At 70.7% G+C, this 20,008-nt stretch carries 19 protein-coding genes, 1 other RNA gene and 1 pseudogene; 12 read left to right on the plus strand and 9 right to left on the minus strand.

What is annotated here, in order from left to right; translation table 11 throughout:
• Positions 1 to 239: 239 nt before the first annotated feature.
• The 4 genes from recR to ffs form a co-directional block, all read right to left on the minus strand.
• Positions 240 to 839 (minus strand): recombination protein RecR, encoded by a 600-nt coding sequence (gene recR / locus IBX62_03235; protein MBE0476096.1) that lies wholly within the window; start codon positions 837 to 839, stop codon positions 240 to 242.
• Between the two features lie 13 nt (positions 840 to 852).
• Positions 853 to 1,161, minus strand: a complete 309-nt coding sequence (locus tag IBX62_03240) for a YbaB/EbfC family nucleoid-associated protein (protein ID MBE0476097.1) — start codon at positions 1,159 to 1,161, stop codon at positions 853 to 855.
• Between the two features lie 56 nt (positions 1,162 to 1,217).
• Entirely contained in the window at positions 1,218 to 2,993 is a 1,776-nt protein-coding gene (dnaX, locus tag IBX62_03245; protein ID MBE0476098.1) for a DNA polymerase III subunit gamma/tau, read from the minus strand.
• Between the two features lie 87 nt (positions 2,994 to 3,080).
• Positions 3,081 to 3,174: signal recognition particle sRNA small type (gene ffs / locus IBX62_03250), an RNA gene on the minus strand.
• A gap of 315 nt (positions 3,175 to 3,489) precedes the next feature.
• On the opposite strand from ffs, the gene IBX62_03255 reads away from it, so the two are divergent.
• From IBX62_03255 to IBX62_03295, 9 genes are all read left to right on the plus strand, one after another.
• On the plus strand, positions 3,490 to 3,951 hold the full coding sequence (locus IBX62_03255; GenBank protein MBE0476099.1) for a YbhB/YbcL family Raf kinase inhibitor-like protein: 462 nt from the start codon (positions 3,490 to 3,492) through the stop codon (positions 3,949 to 3,951).
• Positions 3,952 to 3,958: 7 nt separating this feature from the next.
• Positions 3,959 to 4,699 carry a DUF72 domain-containing protein gene (locus IBX62_03260; protein ID MBE0476100.1) on the plus strand — a complete coding sequence of 247 codons (741 nt, stop codon included), beginning with the start codon at positions 3,959 to 3,961 and terminating at the stop codon, positions 4,697 to 4,699.
• A gap of 9 nt (positions 4,700 to 4,708) precedes the next feature.
• Entirely contained in the window at positions 4,709 to 5,863 is a 1,155-nt protein-coding gene (locus IBX62_03265; GenBank protein ID MBE0476101.1) for a hypothetical protein, read from the plus strand.
• Positions 5,864 to 6,042: 179 nt separating this feature from the next.
• Entirely contained in the window at positions 6,043 to 7,227 is a 1,185-nt protein-coding gene (locus IBX62_03270; protein MBE0476102.1) for a branched-chain amino acid ABC transporter substrate-binding protein, read from the plus strand.
• A 152-nt stretch (positions 7,228 to 7,379) separates the two neighbouring features.
• Positions 7,380 to 8,594 carry a branched-chain amino acid ABC transporter permease gene (locus IBX62_03275; protein ID MBE0476103.1) on the plus strand — a complete coding sequence of 405 codons (1,215 nt, stop codon included), beginning with the start codon at positions 7,380 to 7,382 and terminating at the stop codon, positions 8,592 to 8,594.
• A gap of 2 nt (positions 8,595 to 8,596) precedes the next feature.
• On the plus strand, positions 8,597 to 9,739 hold the full coding sequence (locus IBX62_03280) for a branched-chain amino acid ABC transporter permease (protein MBE0476104.1): 1,143 nt from the start codon (positions 8,597 to 8,599) through the stop codon (positions 9,737 to 9,739).
• Position 9,740: 1 nt separating this feature from the next.
• The gene (locus tag IBX62_03285; GenBank protein MBE0476105.1) at positions 9,741 to 10,529 is read left to right on the plus strand and encodes an ABC transporter ATP-binding protein; all 789 of its coding nucleotides are present in this window, start codon (positions 9,741 to 9,743) and stop codon (positions 10,527 to 10,529) included.
• 31 nt (positions 10,530 to 10,560) lie between these two features.
• Positions 10,561 to 11,271 (plus strand): ABC transporter ATP-binding protein, encoded by a 711-nt coding sequence (locus tag IBX62_03290; protein MBE0476106.1) that lies wholly within the window; start codon positions 10,561 to 10,563, stop codon positions 11,269 to 11,271.
• 9 nt (positions 11,272 to 11,280) lie between these two features.
• Complete coding sequence (locus IBX62_03295) at positions 11,281 to 11,976, plus strand: endonuclease V (GenBank protein MBE0476107.1); 696 nt, start codon at positions 11,281 to 11,283, stop codon at positions 11,974 to 11,976.
• Positions 11,977 to 11,997: 21 nt separating this feature from the next.
• On the opposite strand, the gene IBX62_03300 is transcribed toward IBX62_03295, so the two are convergent.
• The 3 genes and pseudogenes from IBX62_03300 to IBX62_03310 all read right to left on the minus strand — a co-directional run bounded on the left by IBX62_03300 (position 11,998) and on the right by IBX62_03310 (position 16,704).
• Positions 11,998 to 13,590, minus strand: coding sequence for a DUF3459 domain-containing protein (locus IBX62_03300; protein ID MBE0476108.1), 1,593 nt, complete (start codon positions 13,588 to 13,590; stop codon positions 11,998 to 12,000).
• Complete coding sequence (locus tag IBX62_03305; protein ID MBE0476109.1) at positions 13,584 to 15,239, minus strand: alpha-amylase family protein; 1,656 nt, start codon at positions 15,237 to 15,239, stop codon at positions 13,584 to 13,586. Before IBX62_03305 ends, IBX62_03300 begins: the two co-directional genes overlap by 7 nt.
• 946 nt (positions 15,240 to 16,185) lie before the next feature.
• Positions 16,186 to 16,704 (minus strand): annotated as a pseudogene (locus tag IBX62_03310) (hypothetical protein).
• A gap of 77 nt (positions 16,705 to 16,781) precedes the next feature.
• Here IBX62_03310 and IBX62_03315 point away from each other — a divergent pair.
• Positions 16,782 to 17,156, plus strand: coding sequence for a hypothetical protein (locus tag IBX62_03315; protein MBE0476110.1), 375 nt, complete (start codon positions 16,782 to 16,784; stop codon positions 17,154 to 17,156).
• Between the two features lie 105 nt (positions 17,157 to 17,261).
• A complete protein-coding gene (locus IBX62_03320; protein ID MBE0476111.1) occupies positions 17,262 to 17,549 on the plus strand; it encodes a hypothetical protein in 288 nt (95 codons plus the stop codon).
• A 140-nt stretch (positions 17,550 to 17,689) separates the two neighbouring features.
• Here the strand turns inward: IBX62_03320 and IBX62_03325 are convergent, their stop codons facing one another.
• Complete coding sequence (locus IBX62_03325) at positions 17,690 to 17,950, minus strand: hypothetical protein (GenBank protein ID MBE0476112.1); 261 nt, start codon at positions 17,948 to 17,950, stop codon at positions 17,690 to 17,692.
• A 405-nt stretch (positions 17,951 to 18,355) separates the two neighbouring features.
• On the minus strand, positions 18,356 to 18,913 hold the full coding sequence (locus IBX62_03330; GenBank protein ID MBE0476113.1) for a DUF308 domain-containing protein: 558 nt from the start codon (positions 18,911 to 18,913) through the stop codon (positions 18,356 to 18,358).
• Between the two features lie 183 nt (positions 18,914 to 19,096).
• Between IBX62_03330 and uvsE the strand changes: the two genes are divergently transcribed.
• Complete coding sequence (gene uvsE / locus IBX62_03335; protein MBE0476114.1) at positions 19,097 to 19,987, plus strand: UV DNA damage repair endonuclease UvsE; 891 nt, start codon at positions 19,097 to 19,099, stop codon at positions 19,985 to 19,987.
• Positions 19,988 to 20,008 lie beyond the last annotated feature (21 nt).

Raw genomic sequence — 20,008 nt, forward strand, 5'->3', positions numbered from 1 at the left:
CGACTCGGCCCGAGTGGCCGGTGCGTGCGGGCGACGTCAGGGCACCTCCGGCGGAGGGCACCGCCCGCCCGGGACGGGGAACGCTCCCGGGACGCCCTGCGGGTGTCCCCCCAGGATACGGAAGCAGCCGCTCACCGATCTCACTCGGCCGCCGACGGTAGCCGCCATTCGGTGAGCGGTGGCTCGTGGCCGTGAAGGCTACCATACCCCCGCACGTCAGGGCCAGGGAGGGCTCCTCCCTACATCTCCCGGCGCGCCTCGATCGCACGGCCGAGGGTTAGTTCGTCGGCGTACTCGAGGTCCCCGCCCACGGGCAGCCCGGAGGCGATCCGCGTCACGCGGACCCCGAGGGGTTTGACCAGGCGGGCCACGTACAGCGCCGTCGTCTCGCCCTCGACGTTGGGGTTGGTCGCGACCACGACCTCCTCGACGGTCCCCCCGCCCAGTCGCTCCACGAGCTCCCGCACCCGGAGCTGCTCGGGGCCGATGCCCTCGATGGGCGAGATCGCGCCCTGCAGAACGTGGTACAGACCCCGGAACTCCCCGGTGCGCTCGACGGCCACGACGTCGCGCGGCTCCTCGACCACGCACACGACGGAGCGGTCGCGCTCCGGGTCGGCGCAGATCTCGCACAACTCGTCCTCTGCGAGGTTGAAGCAGCGGGCGCAGAAGCGGACGGTGCGCTTCACCTCCGCGATCGCCTCCGAGAGCCGCCTGGCGGCCTCCTCGTCGGCCTTGAGGATGTGGAAGGCGAGGCGCTGCGCCGACTTGGGGCCGACGCCGGGGAGCCGCTCCAGCTCCTCGAGCAGGCGGGCGACCGCGGGAGAGTAGAGCCTCATCGCCGACGATGCCCTACATCATCCCGGGCAGCGCGCCGCCCAGCCCGCCGGTGACGGCGGACATCTTCTGCGACGCCAGCTCCTGGGCCATCCGCAGCGCTTCGTTGAAGGCGGCGGCGGCGAGGTCCTGCAGCATCGCGATGTCGTCGGGATCGACCGCCGAAGGGTCGATCGTGACCGAGACGACCCGCATGTCGCCGCTCATCACGACCTTGACCGCGCCGCCGCCCACCGACGCCTCGACGCGCTCCTCCTTCAGTTCATCCTGCACGCGGGCCATGTCGGCCTGCATCTTCTGCGCCTGCTTCATCAGGTTGCCCATGTTCGGCTTCACCAGCCGTCTCCTTCCGTCGTCGGCCGCCGGCCCAGGCGTGCCGTCTACGCCTCCTCGCTCCCCTCCAGGGGGTGCTCGCCGACGACCTCGGCCCCCAGGTCGTCGATGACCTGTCTCTCCAGGTCGCCGCCGCGCGCCCCCTCGGGCCCCGCCTGCGGCACGTCCGGTCCCTCGTCCCGCCCCGCCGCCGCGCCCTCGTCCCGCCCAGCCGTCGCGCTCGTGGCCGTCCGCGCTGCGGGCGCCGGCTCGGCCGGCCGTACGGGACCTCGGCCGAGCTGGTACCGGAAGGGCGGCGCCGTCCCCAGCACGGACGCGAGAGCGGCCTTCAGCAGCTTGTGCGTGTCGGGCTCGCCGGCCATGCGCATGTTGAAGTCGTTGTCGGCGGGGAACTCGACCACCAGCGTCTCGCCGTCGGCGTCCAGGTCGGCCTCCGTGTTCGCGAACAGCGTCGCACGCGAACGCCTGGCGCGCCGCATCTCGCCGAGGACCGACGGCCACGCGCGCTTGACCGCCGCCCGGTCCGGCGGCCCGGCGGCGTCCGGCCGTCCGCCCGCTGCCTCCGGCGCCGCGGACCCCGTGTCCCGGGCCGGCACCGGCTCCGCCGGCGCGTCGGCACCCCGCTCGGCGGTAGGACCGGCCGGCGACCGGCACGGCCCGGCTGCGGGCGCGGCCTGCCCGCCCGCCTCCAGCACCGCCACCCGCTCCGCGAGCGACTCGAGCGTCAGGTCGCCCTCCGGGCGCGCCATGCGCGTGAGGGCGACCTCGAGCGCGAGGCGGGCGTCCGAGGTGGATCTAAGCTCGGCCGCGAGCTGGCCGAGCAGGTCGAGGCAGCGGGCCAGCCGGTCGGGACCGAACGCGCGGGCCCGCGTCATCAGTCCCGCCATCTCCTCGGCGGTCACGTCGACCACGCCCGATGGATCGCCCACGACCGCCGCCACGTACAGGTCGCGGAAGTGCCCGCTGAGCTCGCGGGCATACTCGACCAGGTCCGTCCCGCCCTCGGCGAGCCTGGCGACCAGCCCGAACGCGCCGGCGACGTCGCGCTCCGCAATCAGGGCGGACATCTCGAAGAGCAACGCGACGTCGACCTCTCCGAGCAGGCTCTCGACGTCGGCGAGCGTGACGTGTCCCCCGGTGAACGAAGCCAGCTGCTCGAGCGACCCCAGCGCGTCCCGCATGCTGCCGGCGGCGTGCCGGGCCATCAGGGGCAGCGCTCCCTCCTCGGCGTCGATGCCCTCACGCTCGGCGACGTAGGCGAGCCGGCCCGCGATGTCGTCGACCCCGATGCGGTGGAAGTCGAAGCGCTGGCAGCGCGAGTGGATCGTCTCGGGCACCTTGTTCGGATGCGTGGTGCACAGCACGAACACGGTCTTGGAGGGGGGTTCCTCGATCGTCTTCAGCAGCGCGTTGAACGAGTGCATGGAGAGCATGTGCACCTCGTCGATGATGTAGACCTTCCACGCCCCGCGCGTCGGCGCGTACGCGACGCGTCCGATGATCTCCTCGCGCACGTTCTCGACCTGGGTGCGGCTCGCCGCGTCCAGCTCGTGGACGTCGGGATGCCGGCCCTCTGCGACGTCCCGGCAGTTCCGGCACGTGTCGTCGGGCTCGGGGGTGGGACCGCGCTCGCAGAGCAGCGCCTTGGCCAGGATCCGCGCCGTAGTGGTCTTGCCCGTGCCGCGCGGGCCCGTGAAGAGGTACGCGTGGGCCACCGTGCCCTCGCGCACGGCGTTGCGCAGCGTGCGGGTGACGTGAGCCTGCCCGACGACGTCCTCGAAGGTCTGCGGGCGGTACTTCCTGTAGAGCGAGACGTGAGTCATGACCTCTCGATGATACCGCGTGGGAACGACACCGCCGCCGCGCCGCGAGCACGCCGGGTGCCCTCCCGGCGCCGCGCGCTCGGCGCCCGCGGTCGGACCCGGGCACCCGGCAGAGGCCGCTTATGGCTGCTTCCTTCCGGACCTGACCAGGTTCGCGACGTGCCGCCGCCCGAGCCCGACCGCGGGCGCCGTACGGAGAGCGGATTATACGCCGCGGGCGGCGTCAGGTACACCCGGGCTCCGAGTGCTCCTCAAGGTGAGCCGACACGCCCGGGCCCGCCGCGCGTCCGAAGGTGGAGCGGGGCGTCGGGCAAGTGCGCTTCCGCGGCGCGCCCGAGGGGGAAGATACTTGAGCGTGGGGATCCCCGTCACAACCCGGCGCCGGCACGCCGCGCTGGCCGCGGCGGCGGCCTTGACGGCCGCGGCCCTCGCCGTCGCGGGGTGCGGGGAGCGCGGCGAGCGCTCCCCGGCGAAGGGGCCGGGAGGAGGCGCGCCGATGCAGGTGACTTCCGAGGCGCTCGAGGACGGAGCGCGCATGCCGGGGCGGTTCGCGACCGAGCGAGGGGGCGGACGGAACGTCTCGCCGCCGCTCGCCTGGAGCGACGCGCCCGAGGGCACGCGCTCCTTCGTGGTGACGGTGATAGACCGGCATCCCGCCGCCAATGACTGGATCCACTGGGCCGTCGTCGACGTGCCTCCGGACGTGACGTCGCTGCCCGAGGGCTCCTCCGGCTCCGTGCCCGGGGGCCGCGAGCTCGTCAACACGTTCGGGACGCGCGGGTGGGGCGGCCCGCAGCCCCCTCCGGGGCGGGGGCCTCACCGCTACGAGGTCTCGGTCCGGGCGCTGTCCGTGCCCGAGCTCGACGTGCCGGAGCGCCCGAGCGCGGAGGACCTGGAGGGCGAGATGGAGGGCGTGGTGCTGGCCTCGGGCGCCCTGACCGTGGCGTACGAGCGGTAAGGGCGTCATGGGTGAGCTGCTCATCGGCACGAGCGGGTTCGTCTACCCGCACTGGAAGGGGGTCTTCTACCCCGAGGGATTGAGCGAGGCGCGGTGGCTCCCGTACTACGCGGAGCGCTTCCGGACGGTGGAGCTCAACGTGACCTACTACAACCTGCCCGAGCGGGAGACGTTCGGGAAGTGGCGGCGAAGCGTGCCCGAGGGGTTCGCCTTCGTGGTGAAAGGGAGCAGGTACATAACCCACATGAAGCGCCTGAAGGACGCGCGGGCCCCCGTCCGCGAGCTGATGTCGCGTGCCTCGGCTCTCGGAGAGACGCTCTCGTGCGTGCTATGGCAGTTGCCGGCCCGGTCCCGGGCGAACCTGGAGCGGCTCCAGAGCTTCTGCGACGTGCTCTCGGCCGAGGCGGACGGCGTCCGCCACGCTTTCGAGTTCCGGCACGAGAGCTGGTTCAACGACGAGGTCCTTCAGACGTTGCGCCGCCACGGGCACGCCTTGGTCGTGGCCCACTCGACACGCTGGCCGGGCAGCCGGGAGGTCACCGCGGGATTCACGTACCTGCGCTTCCACGGCGGGGCGATCGAAGCGGATTCCGCCTACGCGGAGGAGGAGCTGCGCGAATGGGCCGCCGTGGCGCGGGACCGCCTCGGCGAGGGGCTCGACGTCTACGCGTTCTTCAACAACGACGCGCACGGCTACGCCGTCCGCGACGCGAAGCGGTTCAGGGTCCTGGCCGGCACACGAGACTGAGGAGGCGGTATGGACACGCTGGACATCGACGGGTTGAAGCGTCTCTCCGCTAGCGAGGGCGGTCACCACGTCTCCATCTACCTCACCACCCACAACGCGGCGCCCGAGAACCAGCAGGACCCCATCCGCTTCAAGAACCTCCTGCGCCGAGCCGAGAAGCGGCTCACCGACGCCGGCGAGCGCCCGGCGGACGTGCGCGCGTTCATGGAGCCGGCTTGGCGCCTCGTGGACGACGGGCTCTTCTGGCGCCCCCGGCCGGGCGGGTTGGCCGTCTTCCTCTCGGCGGACGGGCTCCTCACCTACCGCTTCGCCGTCACGTTCGCCGAGGAGGGCGTCGTCAACTCGCGGTTCTACGTCAAGCCGCTGATGGGCGCGGTGGACTCCGGCGAGCGCTTCTACGTGCTGGCTCTGAGCCAGGACCACGTCAAGCTGTACCGGGGCACGCGGAGCGGCATCGAGGAGGTCCCGCTGCCCGACAGCGTGCCGCCCAGCCGGGAGGCGGCGCTGCGCAACGACGAGAACTTCGACGACACGCGGCAATGGCACACGATGACGGGGCCGGCCGGGCCGCGCACGGGACGCCGGGGGGCACAGTTCTTCGGCAGCGGTGTGGACGCCAAGGGCGACACGCGCGAGATGATCCACTTCCTCCACAAGGTGGCCGGCGGCGTCTACGACGTCCTCAAGCACGACACCGCCCCGATGGTGCTGGCGACGGTGGATTATGTCGTCCCGATGTACCGTGAGGCGAATCCCTACCGCGGCCTGCTCGACGACGCCATCAGCGGCAACCCCGAACTGCTCGGCCCGAGCGAGCTGCACGAGCGGGCCTGGCAGCTCGTCCAGCCGCTGTTCGAGAGCGCCCGGCGGCAGGCGCTGGAGCGCTTCAACGAGTACGAGGGGACCGGCCACGCCTCGTCCGATGCGGCCGACGTCGTGCGAGCGTCGGCGTACGGCCGCGTGGACTCCCTGTTCGTACGCCAGGACGGCCATGTCTGGGGGTCGTTCGACCCCCAGACCGGTGAGGTGCGCCTCGCCGAGGAGGACGCTCCCGGGACCGAGGACCTCACGGACTTCGCCGTCATGCAGACCGTGCTCAACGGCGGTTCCGTCTTCCCGCTCGGCGTGCGGGACGCGCCCCTGGCGGCCGTCTTCCGCTACTAGCGGGGCGCGCTGCCCGAGAGCTGTCGTCCTCGGGCTGCGGAACGCATACTATCGCTTCGTTCATGCATCGAGCACGGCCCCCCGACGGGTGGCAGGTAGTGCCATGCTCCCTTCCCGATGATAGAATCCCGGGCAACCATCCGGCACGCACGAATCGGAACGGGAAGGCGGGAAGCACTATGAAGAAGCACGCACGGCTGCTCGCTTTGCTGCTCGCGGTCGTCCTCACCTTGAGCATGGGCTTGGTGGGCGGTTGCCAGCGCAGCGCCGAGGGCGAAGGCGGCGGCGAGGCCAGGACCGAGACCATCAAGATCGGTGTCCATACCTCCTTGACGGGGGGTCTGGCGGACTACGGGTTCGCCGCGCAGGAGGGGCTGAAGCTCGCGCGCGACAAGTACACCGGCTTCAAGGTCGGCGACACGACGTACGAGATCGAGCTCGTCATCAAGGATGACAAGGGCGAGCCGGCAGAGTCCTCCGTCGTGGCCCAGGCGATGGTCGACGAGAAGGTCGTCGGCGTCATCGGTGCTCTCACCTCCGGTAACACGAATGCGGCGCTCCCGATCTACCAGGAGGCCGGCATCCCCATGATCTCCGGTTCGGCGACGCTCGCCACGCTGACCGACGGCTCGTTCCCGAACTTCTTCCGCACCTGCATCGGTGACAGCATCCAGGGCAAGGTCCTCGGCGATTGGGCGGCCGAGCAGGGCTTCAAGAAGGTCGTGATCGTCGATGACAAGGGCGACTACGCGGTGGGCCTCGGCGACAACGTCGAGGATGCCCTGAAGGCCAAGAGTGTCGAGGTGGTCCGGGAGCACACCCAGGAGGGCGACACCGACTTCTCCGCGCAGGTCTCCAACATCAAGGCCGCCGCGCCTGACGCCGTGATCTTCACCGGCTACCACCGCGAGGCCGGCCTGCTCCGCAAGCAGCTCGTCGACGCCGGCGTCGAGACCGCGTACATGGGCGGCGACGGCGTGAAGTCCGACGAGATCGTGGGCGAGGCCGGAGGCGCAGCCAACGTCGAGGGCATGCTCGCGACGATCGGCGGCATCGCGCAGGAGGACATGGCGGACTGGGAGCAGTTCAAGGCCGACTACACCGAGGCCACGGGCAAGGAGCCCGGCCCCTACGCCGAGACGAACTACGACGCGCTGGGTGCGCTGGTGGCCGCGATCACCAAGGCCGGATCGACGGACGGCGACGCCGTCATCGAAGCCCTGCGCGAGATCGAGCACACCGGGATCACGGGGACCTTCGGGTTCGACGAGAACGGCGAGTTCGTCGCGAAGGGTGCTTCCGCCCGGCTGGTCACCATCACCAAGTGGAAGCTCGCCGACGGCAAGTGGGTGGCCGCCGAGTAGGCGGGTCGTATACATCGCCAGGAAGGCGCAGGGCCTGACCGGTCCTGCGCCTTCCTGTTGCCCTCGGGCGGTCCTTGCTTGACGGGAACGTGGCTGGTAGTTTGAGCGGGTCATCCCGGGACGGGACGACTTCCCCCGAGAGGACGAGGCTCTTGGAGCACCTCCTGACGCTCACGGTGGCCGGTCTGACCATCGGAATGATCTATGCGCTCATCGCACTGGGCTATACGATGGTCTACGGCGTACTGGAGTTCATCAACTTCGCCCACGGCGAGGTCTTCACCGTCGGCGGCTACATAGCCGCCACGTTCCTCATCTGGTCGGGGGTGGACGACGGCACGCCGCTCGCGGCGAAGATCCTGTACTTCGGAGCGGCGCTGGTCGTCTCCGTGGCGCTCACCGCCGCGCTCGGCTGGACCATCGAGCGCATCGCGTACCGCCCGCTCCGCGGGGCCTCGCGCATCATCCCGCTGCTCTCGGCGATCGGCGTCTCGATCATCCTGCAGAACCTCATCATCGTCGTCGTCGGACCCAACCCCGTCATCATGCCGTCCTCGGTGGTGCCCCAAGGCTTCATCACCGTCGCCGGCGTGCGCGTCAGGGTGCTCGCGCTCGTGATCATCGGCGTGTCGATGACCCTCATGGCCGGACTGACGTGGCTCATCAGGTCCACGCGCATCGGCAAGGCCATGCGGGCGACCTCACAGGACATGGAGGCGGCCGAGATGATGGGCATCGACACCAACCGCACCATAGCGTTCACGTTCATCGTCGGCTCCGCGCTGGCGGCGGTCGGCGGGTTTCTCGTGGCGATGTTCTACGGCTCGCTGAAGTTCAACACCGGCTTCCTGTTCGGCCTCAAGGCGTTCACGGCCGCCGTGCTGGGCGGCATCGGCAACATCCCCGGCGCGGTGGTGGGCGCCCTCATCCTGGGGCTGGCCGAGAACTACGGAGTGGGGTTGAGGCTCGGCGGCCTCGCGTGGATCCTGCTGGCGGGCTTCGCGCTGGGCATGTACGTGCAGCTGTGGCGCGCCCCCCGCCGCCGGCTGGCCCACGTCGCGCAGGAGAAGCGCACGTCCGACTACGAGCGCGAGCTGCTGGGCGTGTATCGCCTCGCCCCCCTGACCGCCGTGCGGCGTGTGCTGGGGCCGCGCACCGACGCACTGCTCGACGTCTCCGCCCGGCATGCCCTGAAGTTGACCGCCGGCAACGTGCTGCTGCTGGCCGCCGCGGTCGTCTTCCTGATCAACGGAGGCGTGCGCTTCTCCACCGAGTGGCAGCACGTCGTCTCGTTCACCACCCTGATCGTGGTGCTGATGTTCCGCCCGTCGGGCATCCTCGGCGAGAACATCCAGGAGAAGGTGTAGCGGTGGCCGAGGACAGGAAGGGCGTTCGCGCCTTCTTCGCCTCCCTGCCGAGGAGCGTCTACATCGGAGGGGCGCTCGCCGCCGCCGCGGCGTTCCCTCTGCTCGAGCAGGCGGACCTCATGGACACCGTGTGGCTGCGCGTGGGCGTTAGAGCGCTCATCTACGTGCTGCTCGCGATAGGTCTGAACCTTGTGATGGGCGAGACCGGCCTGCTCAACCTGGGCTACGTGGCCTTCTTCGCCGTAGGCGCGTACACCACCGCCATCCTGTCCTCGCCGCGGCTCGGCCATCACTTCCCGGTCTGGGCGCTGATCCCGCTCTCGATAGGGCTTGCGATGCTGCTCGGGCTGCTCGTCACGCTGCCGACCCTGAGACTGCGAGGCGACTACCTGGCGATCGTCACGCTGGCCTTCGGCGAGATAACGCGCATCACGTTCAACAACTGGGACTCGCTCACCAACGGGCCCGGCGGCATCCCGCGCATCTACCGCCCCGAGATCGGCCCCCTGCTCATCGACACGCCGGGCAAGTTCTACTACTTGATCCTGGCGTCCGTGGTCGTGGTGATCGTGCTGCTCACCAACTTGAAGAGCTCGCGCGTCGGGCGCGCGTGGAACGCCCTGCGCGAGGACGAGATCGCCGCGCACCATACCGGCATCCACCCGATGCGCATGAAGCTCCTGTCGGTCGTCATCTCCGCGGGCATCGCCGGCCTCGGGGGCTCGCTCCTGGCCTACTACCAGAGCTTCATCAACCCGACGTACTTCGTCTTCCGCGAGAGCGTCTTCGTGGTCTGCATGGTCGTCCTCGGCGGGATGGGCTCGGTCCCGGGCGCGGTCCTGGGAGCCGTGGGCCTGAGTTCTCTGCCCGAGTTCGTCCGCGCCACGTTCAGCAAGTGGCTGCCGTCGCTGTTCCCGGGAATCTCGTCCTCGCCGGCGGTCTCCGGGTTCCTGCAGGGGTTCGACACGTACCGCATGCTCATCGTCGGCATCGTCATCGTGATCATGGTGATCCTTCGCCCCGAGGGACTCCTGCCCGACAAGCTGTGGCGGCGGGAGGTCCATGAGGAGGACCCTCGCGAGCAGGAGAAGACCCGGCAAGCCCTCTTCGACATCGAAGAGGGCCGCGCGGATCTGGAGGCGTGAGATGGCGCCCATCCTCGAGGTCCAGGGCGTGACCAAGCGGTTCGGCGGCCTGAAGGCCGTCGACGGTCTGTCCTTCACGGCGAACGAGGGCGAGATCCTCTCGATCATCGGCCCGAACGGTTCGGGCAAGACCACGGCGTTCAACCTCATCTCCGGTCTCTACGAGCCCGACTCGGGCGACATCCTGCTCGCCGGCGAGTCGATCGCGGGTCTGCGCCCCGACCAGGTGCACGAGAGGGGCGTCGCACGCACCTTCCAGATGCTGCGTCTGTTCGGCAACATGAGCGTCCTGGAGAACGTGCTCGTCGGCATGCACAGCCGCACGAGCGGCGGTCCGCTCGCGGCCATGCTGCGGCTGCCTTCGATGCGCCGCGAGGAGCAGCGGATGCGCGAGCGGGCGGAGGAGATCCTCTCCTTCTTCCCCGGTCGCTTCTCGGGCCCCCGGCAGAGCCACCCCGCCTATTCGCTCTCCTACGCGAACCGCCGCCGCCTCGAGATCGCGCGAGCGCTCGCGTCCGACCCCAAGCTGCTCCTGCTGGACGAGCCGGTCGCAGGCATGAACCCCATGGAGAGCAACGAGGTCATGAACCAGATCAAGGACCTGAGGGAGCGCGGCTACACGATCCTGATGATCGAGCACGACATGAAGGTGATCATGGGGGCCTCGGACCGGGTGATAGCGATGGACCACGGCGTGAAGATCGCCGAGGGTCTGCCCGAGGACGTGGCGAACGACGCGATGGTGGTGGAGGCGTACCTTGGCAAGCGTGGCGCTCAAGAGTCGGCCTGAGGCGGCGGGCGGCGACGGCGGGCGGCCCACGCTGCTCGAGTTCCGCGACGTCCGCACCCATTACGGCCGCATCCCGATCCTCAAGAACGTGGACTACCGCATCGGCGAGGGCGAGATCGTCTGCCTGCTCGGCGGTAACGCGTCGGGCAAGTCCACCACGATGAAGACGATCCTCGGCATCGTACGCCCGACGTCGGGAGACGTCGTGTACCGGGGCGAGGTCATCAACAACCTGCGGACGGCGGAGCGCATCAAGCGGGGCATCGCGACCGTCCCGGAGAACCGGCGGCTGTTCCCGCACCTCACCGTGCTGGAGAACCTCGAGATGGGCGCATACACGCGAAGCGACGCCAAGGGGGTCCGGGAGGACCTGGAGACGGTGTACTCGCTCTTCCCGCGCGTGTACGAGCGCCGCACGCAGCGCGCGGGCTCCATGTCCGGGGGCGAGCAGCAGATGGTCGCGATGGGCCGCGCCCTGATGTCGCGGCCGCGGCTGGTCATCATGGACGAGCCGTCCATGGGCCTGGCCCCGGCGCTCGTGGACAACAACTTCGACATCATCAAGCGCATCAACGCCGAGCAGGGCGTGGCGATCTTCGTGGTCGAGCAGAACGCGACGGCCGCGCTCTCGATCGCGGACCGCGGCTACGTGCTCCAGGCCGGCCAGGTCGTGATGTCCGGCGGGGCGTCCGAGCTGCTGGCCAACGAGGAGCTGCGCCGGGCGTACCTCGGCGAGACGTAGCATGCGGCCATGCCGCGACTCCGCGAGGACCTGACGCACCCCTGGCGGGTGACCCCCGAGGAGGCCGAGGAGACCCAGCGCCGCCTGGCGCCGCTGGTGCGCCTCGCGCCGCTTGCCGCTTCGGGACCGGGCGCGCCGGTCCTGGCCGCGGGCGCGGACGTGGCGTACTCGAGGGACGGCACCCGGGCGTGGGCCGCCGCGGTCGTGATGGACGCCTGGATGCGAGTCGTCGACGCCGCGGTGGTCGCCGGCGAGCCCGACGCGCCGTACCGCCCCGGCCTGCTCGCCTTCCGCGAGGGACGGTTGACGGTCGAGGCGCTGCTGGCCCTGACCTCCGAGCCGGGCGTGCTGTTCCTCGACGGCCACGGCGTGGTGCACGAGCGGGGCTGCGGGCTGGCCTCGCACGTCGGGCTGCTGTTCGGCCTGCCGTCGGTCGGCGTGCCGAAGACCCCGTTCCATGCGATCGAGGCGAGCCCGCCCCCGGGCCGCGGGTCGCGCATCGTGCTGACCAAGGAGTGGGGCGCCGAGGGGGCGGCGCTGCGCCTCAAGCACAGCAGCAGACCGGTGTACGTCTCGCCGGGTAACCTCGTCGACCTTGAGAGCGCGGTCGCGCTGTGCCTGGCGTGGTCGAGCGGGCGTCATCGGGTCCCCGACCCGCTGTCGGCGGCGCACACCCTCTCGGTCGTCTCGCGCTCGGCCGGCTGACCGGACCGAGGGACCAGGCCGCTACGGCACCCCCGCGATCACGACTCCCTCGCTCGCCCCGAGGTGCAGCGTGCCCGAGACGACCTCCCTCTCGCGCCCGGGGTCCGTGCCGAGCACCACGACGCCCTCTAAGCCCCCCAGGGGGTAGGCCTGCTGCCGGTGACCGAGGTTGAGCGCGACGATGAAGCGCCTCGACGACCGGCGTCGCATGTAAGCGAACACGTCGCCGACCGCCTCGAGCGGCACGTAGTCACCGACCGACAGCGCGTCCTCGGACCGGCGCAGCTCGAGCAGCCGGCGATACAGCCCCAGCATCGACGCCGGGCCGTCCAGCTGGGCCTCGACGTTGCAGCTGTCGTGGTCCGCGGCCAGCGGCAGCCAGGGCTCGCCGGTGGTGAAGCCGGCGTTGGGCGAGGCGTCCCACTGCATGGGCGTCCGTTCCGGGTCGCGCCCCAGCCCGAGCCCCGGGATGTTGCGCTCGTAGGGGTCGCACACCTTGTCGGGCGGGATGGGCACGTTGCTCATGCCGATCTCGTCGCCGTAATACATCGTCGGCGTGCCGCGCAGGGTGAGCAGCATCATCGCGGCGACGCGGGCCTGCGCCGGTCCTATCCGGCTGAGGACCCGGTACTTGTCGTGGTTGCCGAGCACCCAGTTCGGCCAGCCGCCCTCCGGGATCAGGCTCTCGTAGGCGTCCACGGCGCGCTTGATCGCCCCCGCGTTCCAGGGCAGCTCGATGAGCTGGAAGTTGAAGGGGAGGTGCGCGCCGCAGCAGTTCTCGCCGTAGTAGGCCACGAGGCGCTCCAGTGGCAGGTAGATCTCGCCGATCATCACCCGCTCGTCGTATTCGTCGAGCACGTCGCGCATCTCGCGTATCACCTCGTGCACCTCGGGCCGGTCGGCCGAGTACACGTGCCGCAGCCGCATGTACGGCCCGTCCTCGGGCACCCAGTCGGGGTTCGGCGGGTCGTCCCGGAACTTGTCGTCCTTGACGACGTGCCACAGCACGTCGACCCGGAACCCGTCCACGCCGCGGTCGAGCCAGGAGCGCATCACGTCGTACATCGCCGCGCGGACCTCGGCGTTGCGCCAGTTCAAGTCGGGCTGCTGGACGAGGAACGAGTGCAGGTAGTACTGCCCGGTCGCGCCGTCGAACTCCCAGGCACGCCCGCCGAAGTGCGCCAGCCAGTTGTTCGGCGGCCCTCCGTCCGGGGCGGGGTCGCGCCAGACGTACCAGTCGCGCTTGCCCGAGTCGCGCCCCGAGCGCGACTCGAGGAACCACGGATGCCGGTCGGAGGTGTGGTTGGGGACGAGGTCCATCAGCACCTTGAGGTCCCGTGCGTGCGCCTCGGACACGAGGGTCTCGAGGTCGCCCATCGTTCCGAAGAGCGGGTCCACGCCGGTGTGGTCGCTGATGTCGTAGCCGAAGTCGGCCATCGGCGAGGGGTAGACCGGGCAGAGCCAAAGCGCGTCGACGCCGAGGCGGCTCAGATAGTCGAGGCGAGAGAGGATGCCGGGGATGTCTCCCACCCCGTCCCCGTCGCTGTCCTGGAACGACCGGGGGTAGATCTCGTAGACGACCCCGTGCTGCCACCAGAGGTGCTCCCTCACCATGAGTCGGGCACCTCCCCTGTCGCCGCGTACGTCACCCGGTACCACCTGTACCCGTACGGACCCAGCGCCACGTCCCACACCCCCTCGGAGACCTCCCTCTCCTCCGCCTCTCCGAAGACGGGCTGGAGCAGCCGGCTCCGGTGGTCGCGGACATCGAAGCGGATCCCGCTCGGCCTGTGGGAGAGGTTGTGGACGGCCACCACGTGCCCGTCCTTCCACACGCAGTGGTGCGCCATCACCTCGCGCGCCCCCGTGTCGAACGGGTGCCACCGGCCGAGGGCGAACTCCGGGCACGCCCTCCATGCGGCGATCAACCGGCGCATGAAGGACAGCCGGGAGGAGGGATCGCCCGACTGCCTCTCGACGTTCACGCGGCGGTACGAGAACGCGCCCTTGGAGACCACGGGCCGGACGAGGTGCCCCGGGCGCGCTGTGGAGAAGCCGCCGTTGCGGGCCGAGCTCCACTGCATGGGGACGCGCACCGCGGCGCGACCGTCCGCGCCGAGGTCGTCGCCGAGACCGATCTCGTCCCCGTAGACGATCAGCGGCGCTCCCGGCAGCGAGAACGTGAGCGCCCAGGCGAGCTCGACCAGGCGGGGGTCGCCGAGCATCGGGGAGAGCCGTCGGCGGATACCGCGGCCGTAGGCGCGCATGCCCTCGTCCGGCGCGAACCGTCCGTACACCAGCGCCCTGTCGTCGGGAGAGAGCCAGCTGAGGTTGAGCTCGTCGAGGTTGCGCAGGAAGTTGACCCATTGGCAGCCGGGCGGCCCGGCGGGAAGCTGCCCCAAGGCCTTGAGCAGCGGCTCCTTGTCCTCGCCAGCCACGGCGAGCCAGATGTGGCCGTTCAGGAAGAAGCCGAAGAGCATGTTCATCTCGTCGCCGTCCCCGAAGTACTCCACCAGCTGCTCCGTGTCCAGGTCGACCTCGCCCAGCAGCGCGGTGTCCGGGCGCTGCTGGGACACCCGCTCGCGGATGCGCCGCAGCCACCCGTGGGTGTCGCGATGGCCCGGCAGCGCGGGGTCCGGGCCGACCAGGACGGGCAGCGCGTCCATGCGGAAGCCGGAGACGCCCATCGCCAGCCAGAAGTCCATCACCGCCTCCGCCTCGCGACGGACCTCCGGGTTGCGGAAGTCGAGCTGCGGCTGGAAGCGGTAGAAGCGATGGTAATAGTAGGCGCCGGCGACCTCGTCATAGGTCCAGAGGCGGTCGTCCTCGCCCGGGAACGCCGTCGTGGCGCCGAGGGGGACGGCAGGCGGGCTGTCCGCCCAGAGGTAGTAGCCGCGGTAGCGGGACCGGCGGTCCCGGCGCGCGGCGAGGAACCAGGGGTGCTCGTCGGAGGTGTGCGCCATCACGAGGTCGATCATGACGCGCATCCCGCGCTCCCCGGCCTCCTTCACGAGCACGGAGAAGTCCCGCAGCGTCCCGAGGCGCGGGTCGACGCAGTAGTAGTCGACCACGTCGTAGCCGTTGTCCTTCCTCGGGGAGACGAAGAACGGCAGCAGCCAGAGGCACGTCGCCCCGAGCCCGGCGATGTGGTCGAGCTTCTCCGTCAGCCCGCGCAGGTCGCCGACCCCGTCGCCGTCGGAGTCGGCGTACTTCTCCACGTCCACGCAGTAGATGACCGCGGTCTTGTACCAGAGGTCCTGCAAGCCGCCCCCCCGCCCCGCGAACCTCGCGTCCGCCCGGAAGCTCTGTACCCGGAAAGCGGGGACGTCCGCGCGGAGAAGCGGGGTGGCGGCCGTGGAGGGAGTGCGGGGGAGCTACGGCAGACGGGCCGCCGGATGGCAGTTCGTGCAGAGGTCGTCGGCCGTCTCGACCGTCATCCGGGCGTTCTCCGTCTCGTGCGGGAAGTTCTGGAAGCGGGGGTTGTCGGAGCTGGGCACCCAGGAGCCGCTGCCGCCGTCCCAGACGACCCCCGTCCGCGGCCGCGATGGACGCGCCCGCCGCCTCCGCCGTCGAGCCGTCCGCGGACAGCGTCCCGACTTGGCGCGAGTCCTCGTGGCACTGCTGGCAGATCGGGTAGTGGTCCGCCTGTTCGGGTGAGCGCGGGTACGGCATCAGGTACCCGCGGTTACCGGAGTTCGCCGCCTCGGGAAGCCGATGGCCCGAGCCGGGGAAGGGGACTCCGCCCAGCGGGCCCAGGACCGTGCCGCCGGTGAGGCCTTCCGAGTCGAGTATCGCCACGTTGGAGTAGTCGAACGGGTCCACGCGCGACGCGAGGCTGTCGACGGGGTGGTTGTGCACGGCTCCTCCCGACGAGCGCCCCGCGTGACAGACGAGGCACCAGTCCGAACCGTACTGCGGCACGGGTGAGGCGGCCCCGGTAGGGCTCTTCTTGAGGAGGCGCGAGGTGACGGGCGCCGGGTTGTCTCCTCGAACGCGCCTGCGGTCGCCCTTGAACGGCGCGACGAGGTCGGTGCCGTGGGGGCTGTGGCAATCCGTGCACGTCAGGTTGCCGTCTCCTCGGAACATCCGGACGGCCGAGCCGCCGCCTGAGGCATCCCCGCCGGGGACGACGTCGGTCACCTCGCAACGGTGCCGGGCTCCGGGAGCACCCCCGCGAGCCTCGATCGTACCGTAGACGCCGTTGCCCGCCGTGCCGTCGTGGCAGGAGAGACAGCTCGCCTGTATCGTCGCTCCGGGCAACAGCTTGATGCCGTCCTCCTCCGCCGCGTGCACCGAATGGCATGCGGCACACTTCCTCGACGTGGTCGTGTACGCGCCGTGCGGGCCGGTCCACACGTCGCGCGCGTACGGCACATGGCATGCGTCGCAGTCGCCGCCGGCGACCGGTCGGCGCTCGACCTCGAAGTAGCCGGGCGGGTCGACCCACCGAGTGGGATGGCAGTAGCTGCAGCCGGTACCCGACAGGGTGTTCGGCTCCTGGTAGGCGGAGACGGAAGCGGGCAGCACGAAGCAAGCCGCGAGGAGCACCGCGACGCAGGCGACGGAGCGGATGTGGACGAGGCGGAGCAGGTGCTGCCTTCCCCCCACGATGCTTGTCATCGCACGACGACCGGCACCGACACACATGAAACCGCTCCTCGAGGGGGGGGCGTCAAGCGCCCGTGCCGCAGCACCCCCGGTGCGGCCCAGGCCCGAGCCCCCGCGCATCCCTGTCTCCGTCGGCGACGGCCCCCGATGTCAGAGCGGCCCGTCAAGATGGCACCCGACGGACGTGAGGAGGAGCGATGGAAGCACTCAGAACCCTGGCCGACCCCTTCGCCGAGGCCGCGGAGGCCGCCGCTCGCGAGATAGCCGGACGCGAGCACTTCCGCGAACACCACCGGCGGCTCGCCGGTCTCGTCAGGTACCTGACGCGCTGCGGCGACGTGCTCGCGGGGACGCTCGAGGAGCTCGTCCTGAGGCTCGCCCCCGAGGACGCGCCGGGCGCGGCGCGGTTGAGCGCCTTGCTGGTGGATGTCCTGCTCGCCGAGGAGGGGTTCTCGCGGGCGTACTGGCGCGCCTTCGGCAGACACCTTCGGCTGCTCCGCGACGCGGGGCGCGCGGGGGAGTGCGAAGGATGTCTTCGCCAGACGCTCGAGTTGGCCTCGGCCCTGGGCTGAACCCGAGCTCCTCCGGCCGGCGCCCTCCCGCGTCCCGCGGCACGAGGAATCGGGGATAAGCCACGGCGTCGGTGTGCCTGACAGGCGTTGGAGGAGGGGGCGGACATGTGCGGTTGCATCCTTGCGTTGCTCGCGCTCGTCACACCGCGGCTCGTGCTCGTGATCCTGTGGCTGGCCACGGACTACCTCTCGAGAGCGTTCGACACCTGGGTGTGGCCGCTGCTCGGGTTCTTCTTCCTGCCGCTCACCACGCTGGCGGCGGCATGGTCGATCAACACGTACGGCGGGGTCCGCGGTCTGGGTCTGGTCGCCGTCGTCCTCGGCGTGCTGGTCGATCTGGGGATCCTCGGTGGGAGCGAGGGCTCGCGCAGGCGGCGTCGCAGTCTCGCCTAGATCCCGGACGATTCGGCCGCGGACCCGTCACGGCCATCGTCGCCGGCGCCGTCGGAGGCCGGGCGCCCGGGTCGTATCGATCCAAGGCGGCGACCGGGTCACGGGAGTCAGCGTGCGCGGCACGGCCTCCGCCGGCGGTGCTACAGAGGCCTGCGGTGCGAGAGCGCCATCCGGTACGCCTCGTCGGGGTCGCCGGTGAAGGGCACCCGGTCCTTCTCGAGCTGCTGCAGGTCCGCGACGATGTGCGTGACCTTCCCGGGCCCGAAGCGCGGGTCGGACTCCCCCTCGGCCAGAAGCCACCCGATCATCTCGCTCCAATCGCTCCAGGGCCCGTACTCGTAGACCACCGACATGTCCGTCTCGTTGTACCGGGTGTCGAAACCCTGCGACTCCCGGGTCATCGGTCCCACCCCCGTCCATCCGGCTCGCTCACGGGGGTACGTACCCGCCCTCGACGCCGGCCTGCCGCGGTCTCGTCCGCAGGCGTCGGGCGGGGCACCTAGTCGCGCGGCTCCGCTCCGCCCGTCTCGCCGGTCTGCCGCCGCATCAGGGCGATGAGGCGCTCCGCGAACCGGCAGCGATCGTCGAACCAGGGGCACCGAAGGCCTTCGCAGGACGTGGCGCGGCTAAATCCTTCGAGCGCTTCCAGTTGCGGTTGCAGGAACGGGCATGCAGCAGGGAACACCGGCGTCGCACGCACCCTTCCGTCGGAAGCCGTCACCCCGCTTATCGGTGTGCGGCAGCGGCGACTGAATGAGTATCAGGACAGATGCCGCCCGGGTGGTCCATCCGCAGGGCGGACGGTCCTACGAGCGCAGTGCGAGCAACCCGAACGCCACCGTCAGACCGCCGAGCATCAGCGCCCAGACGCCGACGAGGACGCCTATGGCCACCAGCCCGGACACGTCCGCGAAGATCAGCCAGACGCCCGCCCCGGTCAAGAGCAGCCCGCGCAGCAGCCTCAGCCACCACCAGCCGACGACCGTCGCCAGCGCAAGGGAGGACGCGATGTCGGCGATGCCCGCCAGGACCGCGAAGGCCGCCAGGATCACGAGCAGCACCGAGCTGACCGCGTGCGGGAAGGCGAGCACGACCAGCCCGAAGACCGCGACGGTCGACGCGGGCAGTGCCGCAGCGAGCCATGTCCCGCCGACGAGGTCGCGAAGCCGGAACGCCCCGTAGAGGAGCACGAGACCGGCCAAGAGGATGACCGCGCCGATCAGCGTCACCAGCACGGTCCCGGTGAGCGCGGGCCAGACGAGGACCGCGACACCGAACGCGGCGAACACGAGGCCCCGGGCGACGAACCCCCAGCCTCGCCGCTTCAGCGCCTCGGTACTGCGTACCCAGATCTCGATGGCCATCCGGCATCCTCTCCTTCCGAGGTAGGTACCCCGTGCGCTCGAGACCGCCCGCCCCGGCGGCATCCGCCGCCGCCCGCGTCCGTCGGCGGCCGGACGGGAGCGCGATCCGCTCGTCGGCGGGGCATGGTACCGTTGATGGTCGCCGCCGGGGGCGGCATGGGGCGCCCGAGGAGCGGAACGGGGGTGACGTCGGTGATCAGGCTGGGCTATGCGGCGGTCAACACCCGCCTGCCCTCCGCCAACCGCACGTTCCGCCTCTCCCGCTACACGGAGGAGCGGATGCTGGAGACGGCGGCGTCGAACGTCGACGCGCTCGAAGCGATCGTGCGCTGGAACGCCGACCACGGCATCGAGGTCTTCCGCGTGGGCAGCGGTCTCATCCCGTTCGGGTCGCACCCGGTGAACAGGCACCGGTGGCAGCGGGCACTCGCCGAGCGGCTCGCCTCGGTGGGGGCCTTCGCCCGCGAGCGCGGCATGCGGCTCTCGATGCACCCGGGGCGGTACACGGTGCTCAACGCGTTGTCCGAGAACGCGCTGCAGGCCTCGCTGGAGGACCTCAGCTACCACACCACCGTGCTCGAGCTCCTCGGCGGGGAGCCGGACTGGAGGATCGTGCTGCACTGCGGCGGCGCCTACGGCGACAAGACGTGCGCGCTCTCCCGCCTCGAGCAGCGCTACGGGGCCCTCCCCGGACGCGTGCGCCGCAGACTCGCGTTCGAGAACGACGAGACCGTCTGCACCGCCTCCGACGTGCTGCGCCTCTGCGCACGCGTGGGCGCGCCCGCAGTCTTCGACGTCTTCCACCACGCGGTCAACCCCTCGATGCCCGACAAGACGGTGCGCGAGGTCGTGGAGGCCTTCTCCTCCACCTGGCCCGCCGAGGAGCGCCAGAAGATCCACTACTCCGACCAGCAGGCGGGGAAACCGCCCGGAGCCCATTCCGAGCACGTGGACGTCGAGGCGTTCGCCCGCCTCCACGACGACCTGGCGGGGCTGGAGCTCGACGTCGTGCTGGAGGTCAAGGACAAGGAGCAGTCGGTGCTGGACGTCGTCGGCAGGGTGGGCATCCGGTAGCCGCTCGAGGGGCGCTGCGCG

The organism is Coriobacteriia bacterium (assembly GCA_014859305.1).
In the GTDB taxonomy this organism is placed as follows: Bacteria; Actinomycetota; Coriobacteriia; order Anaerosomatales; family Kmv31; genus Kmv31.

Excerpts from the sequence above, each read along its gene's own strand:
- recR (MBE0476096.1), bottom strand. The coding sequence starts at position 839 with ATGAGGCTCTACTCTCCCGCGGTCGCCCGCCTGCTCGAGGAGCTGGAG.
- IBX62_03240 (MBE0476097.1), bottom strand. The coding sequence starts at position 1,161 with ATGGGCAACCTGATGAAGCAGGCGCAGAAGATGCAGGCCGACATGGCC.
- dnaX (MBE0476098.1), bottom strand. The coding sequence starts at position 2,993 with ATGACTCACGTCTCGCTCTACAGGAAGTACCGCCCGCAGACCTTCGAG.
- IBX62_03255 (MBE0476099.1), top strand. The coding sequence starts at position 3,490 with ATGCAGGTGACTTCCGAGGCGCTCGAGGACGGAGCGCGCATGCCGGGG.
- IBX62_03260 (MBE0476100.1), top strand. The coding sequence starts at position 3,959 with ATGGGTGAGCTGCTCATCGGCACGAGCGGGTTCGTCTACCCGCACTGG.
- IBX62_03265 (MBE0476101.1), top strand. The coding sequence starts at position 4,709 with ATGGACACGCTGGACATCGACGGGTTGAAGCGTCTCTCCGCTAGCGAG.
- IBX62_03270 (MBE0476102.1), top strand. The coding sequence starts at position 6,043 with ATGAAGAAGCACGCACGGCTGCTCGCTTTGCTGCTCGCGGTCGTCCTC.
- IBX62_03285 (MBE0476105.1), top strand. The coding sequence starts at position 9,741 with ATGGCGCCCATCCTCGAGGTCCAGGGCGTGACCAAGCGGTTCGGCGGC.
- IBX62_03295 (MBE0476107.1), top strand. The coding sequence starts at position 11,281 with ATGCCGCGACTCCGCGAGGACCTGACGCACCCCTGGCGGGTGACCCCC.
- IBX62_03300 (MBE0476108.1), bottom strand. The coding sequence starts at position 13,590 with ATGGTGAGGGAGCACCTCTGGTGGCAGCACGGGGTCGTCTACGAGATC.
- IBX62_03315 (MBE0476110.1), top strand. The coding sequence starts at position 16,782 with ATGGAAGCACTCAGAACCCTGGCCGACCCCTTCGCCGAGGCCGCGGAG.
- IBX62_03320 (MBE0476111.1), top strand. The coding sequence starts at position 17,262 with ATGTGCGGTTGCATCCTTGCGTTGCTCGCGCTCGTCACACCGCGGCTC.
- IBX62_03325 (MBE0476112.1), bottom strand. The coding sequence starts at position 17,950 with ATGACCCGGGAGTCGCAGGGTTTCGACACCCGGTACAACGAGACGGAC.
- IBX62_03330 (MBE0476113.1), bottom strand. The coding sequence starts at position 18,913 with ATGGCCATCGAGATCTGGGTACGCAGTACCGAGGCGCTGAAGCGGCGA.